Origin of the sequence: Methylotenera sp. (assembly GCF_029946165.1) — a bacterium.
Taxonomy (GTDB): domain Bacteria; phylum Pseudomonadota; class Gammaproteobacteria; order Burkholderiales; family Methylophilaceae; genus Methylotenera.
In genome coordinates this window covers 1-6,800 of the sequence record NZ_JAQSDZ010000004.1, presented here as the reverse complement: position 1 = coordinate 6,800, position 6,800 = coordinate 1, and the positions used below count along the sequence as shown (strand labels likewise).

The following is a 6,800-nucleotide window of genomic DNA, read 5'->3' as shown; positions in this document are numbered from 1 at the left end:
CACCCTTGAATTAATGCACTCAAACTGCATTTACACAGAATTATTTACAGGCTCCTTACTTAATTTTATTATCTATTAATATAGTTAGCATCTATTAACTCAAGTATCAGTTATCACTCTATAGGTGAGCTTTAATTTTTACAACTGTATCTTGAGTTAATTCTAACTAGCTAACATTATTTATATTTCATTGAAGTAGATATAGTAAGTAGGTAATGTTAGGTATCTATAATCACTACTAAATACAAGTTATTAACTTTAGCTACACTTTAACTTTCTCTACTTGAATTTAGTAGTATCTATAGAGCATATTCAAATTGTAATAAGCTTACTATTATCATTGATATGTTAGCTAGCCCTTAATATTATTATTATACTAATCTGATTACTAAATTCTGACATACATACAATAGGGTAAAAGAAAGCCAAAGCTGTTCTTAAGATATACTGAGAGAGTTAGTGAGACTTACTAACCCCAATATAAATAGCTAGATAATTAGACTTAAAATAGTTTTAGTAGTGTCCTATAGGTAAACTTAAAGGCTCAAGCTTCTGATGCGCTATAGGCATCTACTAGAGATACTCTATTGGGTATCTGAGAAATTAGTTAGGTCAACTTATATAACTCATAGATGCATTCTAGATGCTGAATAAATTAAGAAGGTATTCTTAGAAAATCTAGCGATACCATAAGAGTATTGAAGTTACGCTAAGATATCTTAATGATTATCCTAAGCTTTTTATTCCGAAAATAAAATTCGTGTGAGTAACCTTACGTGTAGCGTTTCCCGTTACCCCCTCGGCACCCCCCTTAGTTGTCAGGGGATACCCTAGGAATATTCGATTCTTATTACTAGCAATGTATTTTTTAAAAAGAGGTACTGTGTCAGGTTGCTACCCTAGCTCAATTAAATATGCTTTAGGTGAGTGAGGCTCATGTGACCTAGGACTCATCTGAATCAATAACTTCCCAATCTGAATCTCATAATCAGTACAGATGTCTCTAACTTCTCTTTTATAAAACAACTCCCAAAAAGCTACTTTTCTAATGAATAATTCAATACTTGGAAATCTTACATAAATAGCCATATCGTTAGTAATCCTTAAGTTAATCCACTAGGTGTCTAGTAGTTATTAAAAGATTACCATACCTTTTTCTTATTTACAAATAAATGTTATATTAAACAGTTACTTAGAAGTAAATATCACCTTCGTAGTAACTAGTTTAATCTCATACAAATATCCTCAGAAAGTACCTCGAACATGTGTACCCCTTATTACTTATCTCCTGAAACTGGACTACAAATAACTAGCACTAAAGAAGGTAGAGACTTAGCTCCTATTGCTGCTGGTACTTCAGTTCAATTAGCCTCACTTGATTCAGATAGGAGAACAGGAATGACTAATATGCCTAATAATGAAGGGCATGATGCTAGAGGGAATAAAGGTACAGGTATTCAACGTATCAACGATTATGAAGGAAGAGACCTTGGAAAGAATAAAGGCTCAGGTGCACAAATAGCTGGTGGAACGATATTTAGAAAATAATAAGGTAGTCAGTAATAAATTCAAACTAAGCACATTGAAAGTCTTAAGATTAACTCTTAGGTACTCGTAGGGATTGTGTTCGTCTTTACTGTCTACCTTATTCTTCGTCAGATTAGGGTACACCCTTAGCTTACGTAAGGCATATAACTAAATACTGTAAGATTAGGGTTATTTTATATATTACTTGACACATTATGTAAATGGTCTTAGAGTCATATCTGACACATTTAACATATCAAGGACATTACATAATGACTAAGCACACAGGGCAACAAGTTGGTTATATACGCGTATCGACCCTAGACCAAAACACAGCAAGACAGGATGCACAGCTAGAAGGATTACATCTTGACGAAGTATTCACGGATTATGCTAGCGGAAAGGACACTGACAGACCTAATCTACAAGCTGCTATCAAACATCTACGTAAGGGAGATACATTAGTCATAGCTTCAATGGATAGATTAGCGCGTAACCTTGATGACCTAAGAGCAATCGTAAGTAATCTCACTAGCAAAGGGATTGAAGTTAAGTTCCTTAAAGAGTCTATGACGTTTACAGGTGAGCAAAACCATATCGCTGAATTAATGCTATCAATATTAGGAGCTGTGGCTCAGTTTGAGCGTTCACTAATCAAAGAACGTCAGCGCGAAGGAATAGCTATTGCTAAGACTAACGGAGTCTACAAGGGACGTAAGCCAACAATGACAGAGGAGCGTATCAAGGAGCTCAGAGTTAAGGATGAGGCTAACGGGTTTAAGAATAGGGCATCACTAGCGAGGGACTTCGGGATATCTAGAGAGACTTTTTATAAGTATATTCAGAAGTAAAAAATGATTGAAATAGCTCTGTTTAAGTATTGATAGGCTTGTGCTAAGGCACCTTGTAGAGGTCTTAAGATAGTTAGTAAGCTCTTATGTTGCCTAGAGATTAGTAATCCCTTACAGCTCGTTTGCATTTTCAAATATTCAATTAGTTAACGGTCAGTATGAATCTATTTTTTTCTTTTTAATTAACATGTCTGACTAATAGATAACTATCTACACAGCCTAACCCTTGTGCAAAGGCACCTCCAACGCGTGTTTAAATCCCTCAGGTTATCTTAGGTTGTCTTCAATTAAATAACGTCACACACAGCGATTGCATCTTCAAATAATTAATTTCTCTTTAACTAATAAGCTGAGATTTAGTATTAGAATCAAATAATGGATAACTATAAAATTATGTCGGATTTCGGAGCTTTCATAGAGAGCAATCCAAGCTTGAACATAAGAGATGTTTCTGTGCTCCCTTATCCTAAAGAAATCATTCTGGGTGCAATTACTAATATATTAAAAACTGACACTACCTTAGCTAACCCTAAATTAATTGCAGAGGGATTGATTCTATTAGCAGACTTCCAAGAAGGTGTTCACGCAGAGGAATTAAGTATATTAGGTATTAGGAACAAGGAGCTATCTTGCTACATTGAAGGTGAAATTACGGGCGATGAAATATTAGAGAAAATCCTAAAGAATACTAATGAGGACGCTTATAAGAAATTCTCAAATATAGTTAATGCAGAAAGACAGAAGCTTTGTAGAGATGCTCAAGCTATTTTAGTTGAGAGGGCTAAGCTACTTACGGTTATTGAAAATAGAAAACAGAATGAGATTAGCAAGTCAGACCCACCTGATTATGTTGGAAGCTTCACCTTCTTTTTTTTATTTGTACTGTTTGGTACGGCTGGAATTAATTCAAAGCTTCAATTGAATATTTCTGGGAAGGTATTATTTTTTAGTGCTGCTGTTATAAATATTCTTTTAATTATTTCTTTTCATAAAATATTGGAATGGCATAAGTCTTATAAAGGTAAAGAAGTAACAATTGCGGTTAAGGAGCCTTAATTACATTGTGTAGCAATTTCCAACCAATCAAAAGAAGTGAAAACCCTTGGGTTATCTCTAAGTTCAACTGTAGTCTACCTAGTGACCCCTACAGGGAAGAAGCTTATCCAACATATCCTGCTCCTTTCATTTATCTTGATAATGGTATTCCTAAATGTGAGTTAGCAAAGTTTGGCTTAGTTCCTTTCTGGGCTACTGATAAGAAAAAGTTTGGATTAAAGACTTACAATGCTCGAAGCGAAACTGTTCATGAGAAACCTAGCTATCGTAGCGCATGGAGAGAGAGGCGTTTTGGCTTAGTGTTAGTTGATAGATTCTATGAACCTAATTGGGAAACTGGTAAGGCTGTACGTTGGGGAATCAAGAGAACCGACGAGTCGCCCTTAGCAATTGCTTCTATTTGGGAAAGATTCATTGATAAGGAAACAGGGGAGATAATATTCTCATTCTCAATGCTCACTGTTAATGCTGATAGCCACGATGTAATGAAGCACTTCCATAAACCCCAGGATGAAAAGCGGTCAGTAGTTGTCTTAAGTGATAACGAATACATACCTTGGTTAAACGCTGACACTATTCAAGCTAGGGCTATGTTAAATGTAGCTCCTAAGGGTTTCTTAAGCAGTCAAGCAGAGCCTAGAGTAAGTCGCTAAAGGAGCTTTAAGTTTTCACCTAAGGGGAATCCTAAAGGAATATTACTGTTGATTAGAGGTAGCTCTAAGAAGTCTCCCATGTAGTTAGGACTCTTAAAGCTTCTACGCATTCTCCATGTTTTATCTATCCCTTCAGAAGCTAATTTAAGCGTCCCTCTACCATATTTCTTATTGATTCCATCTAAGGCAATCATAAGATTTTCAGACTTAGAGTCTCTATCGGTATAGCCTAACAGGTCTAATTGTTGACCTTCTTTAGGAACTAAACCCCCAAGCATAATCCCTGCTTTTTGATAATAAATATTAGGTGAGTAGATTCTTTTGACTAACCATAGAGCTGCCTGAGTAATCCTAAGAGTGTCATCGGTAGGTGAGGGTAAGCCAATGGTTTCATTCCCTGAATAGAAAGTAGCTTTATCAAATGGACTATTCTGAATAAAGGCATAGACAGTGTTGGCATATAGACCTTGTTTCCTAAGCCTCTGGCAAGCATTAGTAGCATGAAAACTTATAGCCTCATTTATGTCTTTAAGCTCTGTTACTCTCTCCCCGAAAGAACGTGAAGATAATACTTGTTTAGCCTCTAGGGGAATTTCAGAGTCGTCTAGGTCTAACCAAACCTCTCCATTGAGTTCTTTAATGGTTCTCTCTACGAGTACTCCAAAGGCATCTCTTATACGCTTAGGATTCGCTTTCCTGAGCCTAGCCACAGTATGAATACCTACGTTGTTAAGCTTAACTTCTAAGCGACTTCCTATACCCCAAACCTTAGATACTTGTAGATTCTCTAAGAGTGAATTTAACTCAGTTTCATTAAGGTTAGTGAGGTCACAAACTCCTTTCCAAATAGGTTGTTTCTTTGCACAATGGTTAGCTAACTTAGCAAGGGTCTTACTATGACCAAATCCCACGCAAATGGGAAGGGAAGTCCATTGCTTAACAGTGTCTCTAATCAAGTGACCATATTCTGTTAGGGGTTTGTTAATGCCAGTCATATCTAAGAAGCATTCATCAATAGAATAAACTTCTACTCTTGGGGAAAACTCTCTGAGAGTATCTATAAAACGATTGCTCATCTCAGCATATAACTCATAATTGGATGAGAATACTTTTACACCTAATCGCTTACCTTCAGCTTCTAATTCGTGCCAAGGCTGAGCCATGTGCATCCCTAGTAAATCTTTAGCTAATTGATTCTGTGCTATAGCGCATCCGTCATTGTTGGATAATACGACTATAGGGGAATTCTTAAGGTCTGGTCTGAAGACTTGCTCACAGCTTGCATACATTGAGTTAACGTCAGCTAACGCATAGACTGTTTTGTTAGAGTGAGTTGACATTGAAGGTCACCACTCCCCATATTAATAATTCCTGACCCTCTGTAAAGGTTATAGCAGGGTAATTCTTATCTTTATTCTCTGACCTAAGCTCAATTACATTACGCCATTTGTATAGACGCTTAACAATTAGCTCACCCTCAATGTCAGCTAACACAATGTGCGAGGATTTAGGAGTAATAGACCTATCAACAATCAATAATGCACCTGGCTGAATCCCTACATCAATCATTGAGTCGTAAGACTTGCCCACTGTGAACAAATAGGTAGCTGGAGGGTTAGTAATTAGATGTTTATTTAGGTCTAGTTTTTGTTGTACATAGTCTTGGGCAGGGGAGGCGAACTTACTCATTCCAGCACTCACAATACCGCTGTAAATTTGTAGCTCTATAGGTGTAGCTGTATCAGCTTTAAACAGGTTCTCTAGCTGACTCTGACTAGCACCTTTAGAAACTCTTTTGATGTCTTCTAGGTGCCTTAGCACAACGCTTAGGGAGCTATTAGGGATTCTAATTGGTGTGGTAGATTCTCCGTAGATACTAGAGTTCTTTTTACGTCCCGCACCAGCCCTTTTGCCACCGTGGCTAGGTTGATTATTGATATTTTGATTTTCGCACATCAATCAAGATTATCATAATTGAGGGGGACAATACAATTAATATTAGGGCTACTTGTTGATGTTTAGTAGTTAGAATATAGTTAAGGAAAAATTTATACTTAAGGAATAAAGTGCGGCTGATAATTGCAGGAAGATTATTAAGATTTTGGTTACTTATTGGCTTACCAATTTGTATTTATTTTGGTTACTTGACTTTTCAAGAACATAACTTCGTAATTTCGCAACGCATAATTATCGATAAAAGTGAGCTTTACCTAAATTCAATTAAGAATACGAAGCTATCAGATGCTCAAATGCCATTATCTGATGAAGCTTTCTTAAAACAAATTGATGATATTCACGCCAAGATTGATACTCAGAATGAAGCCGTTAGGCGCTTAGAAACTAGCTTAAAGAAACGTGAATTTAATGCAATTATTTGCCTAACGATAATTATCTTTCCTCTCTTAATTCTAATAGGATGGTTTTTCTTTAGATGGATATGGTTTGGTAATTTAAATTTGGTAGGACAAAAGGCGCGTAACAAATAGTTTGTCAGTAAACACTTTTAAATAACCAAAGAGCAGCGACAGCTATGGACGTCAGTAGGAAGGCCTCTATTAGTAGGAAGTAAGTTACATATGAAACAAAAGTGTTCTTAATGGGTACTGAGGTAGACTTTGGTGACATTCACCCACGTATCGTTCAGCTTAAAATATTAACTGAGCCTGTAAAAAAATCTGTGTAAATGATATTTTACCAATGACCTTCAAAGGAA

General features: G+C 36.3%; 7 protein-coding genes. 5 read left to right on the top strand and 2 right to left on the bottom strand.

Annotated elements, in window-relative coordinates:
* Positions 1-1,398: 1,398 nt before the first annotated feature.
* From PSV17_RS02235 to PSV17_RS02220, 4 genes are all read left to right on the top strand, one after another.
* The gene (locus PSV17_RS02235) at positions 1,399-1,548 is read left to right on the top strand and encodes a hypothetical protein (protein ID WP_300479234.1); all 150 of its coding nucleotides are present in this window, start codon (positions 1,399-1,401) and stop codon (positions 1,546-1,548) included.
* 251 nt (positions 1,549-1,799) lie between these two features.
* The gene (locus PSV17_RS02230; protein WP_300479232.1) at positions 1,800-2,378 is read left to right on the top strand and encodes a recombinase family protein; all 579 of its coding nucleotides are present in this window, start codon (positions 1,800-1,802) and stop codon (positions 2,376-2,378) included.
* 375 nt (positions 2,379-2,753) lie between these two features.
* Positions 2,754-3,434, top strand: coding sequence for a hypothetical protein (locus PSV17_RS02225; protein ID WP_300479229.1), 681 nt, complete (start codon positions 2,754-2,756; stop codon positions 3,432-3,434).
* 5 nt (positions 3,435-3,439) lie between these two features.
* On the top strand, positions 3,440-4,087 hold the full coding sequence (locus PSV17_RS02220; RefSeq protein WP_300479226.1) for an SOS response-associated peptidase family protein: 648 nt from the start codon (positions 3,440-3,442) through the stop codon (positions 4,085-4,087).
* Here PSV17_RS02220 and PSV17_RS02215 read toward each other — a convergent pair.
* Complete coding sequence (locus PSV17_RS02215) at positions 4,084-5,427, bottom strand: Y-family DNA polymerase (RefSeq protein ID WP_300479224.1); 1,344 nt, start codon at positions 5,425-5,427, stop codon at positions 4,084-4,086. The genes PSV17_RS02220 and PSV17_RS02215 overlap by 4 nt on opposite strands.
* Positions 5,411-6,043, bottom strand: a complete 633-nt coding sequence (gene umuD, locus PSV17_RS02210; protein ID WP_300479223.1) for a translesion error-prone DNA polymerase V autoproteolytic subunit — start codon at positions 6,041-6,043, stop codon at positions 5,411-5,413. Before umuD ends, PSV17_RS02215 begins: the two co-directional genes overlap by 17 nt.
* Before the next feature lie 110 nt (positions 6,044-6,153).
* On the opposite strand from umuD, the gene PSV17_RS02205 reads away from it, so the two are divergent.
* Positions 6,154-6,573 carry a hypothetical protein gene (locus PSV17_RS02205; protein WP_300479221.1) on the top strand — a complete coding sequence of 140 codons (420 nt, stop codon included), beginning with the start codon at positions 6,154-6,156 and terminating at the stop codon, positions 6,571-6,573.
* The last annotated feature ends 227 nt before the right edge of the window (positions 6,574-6,800 follow it).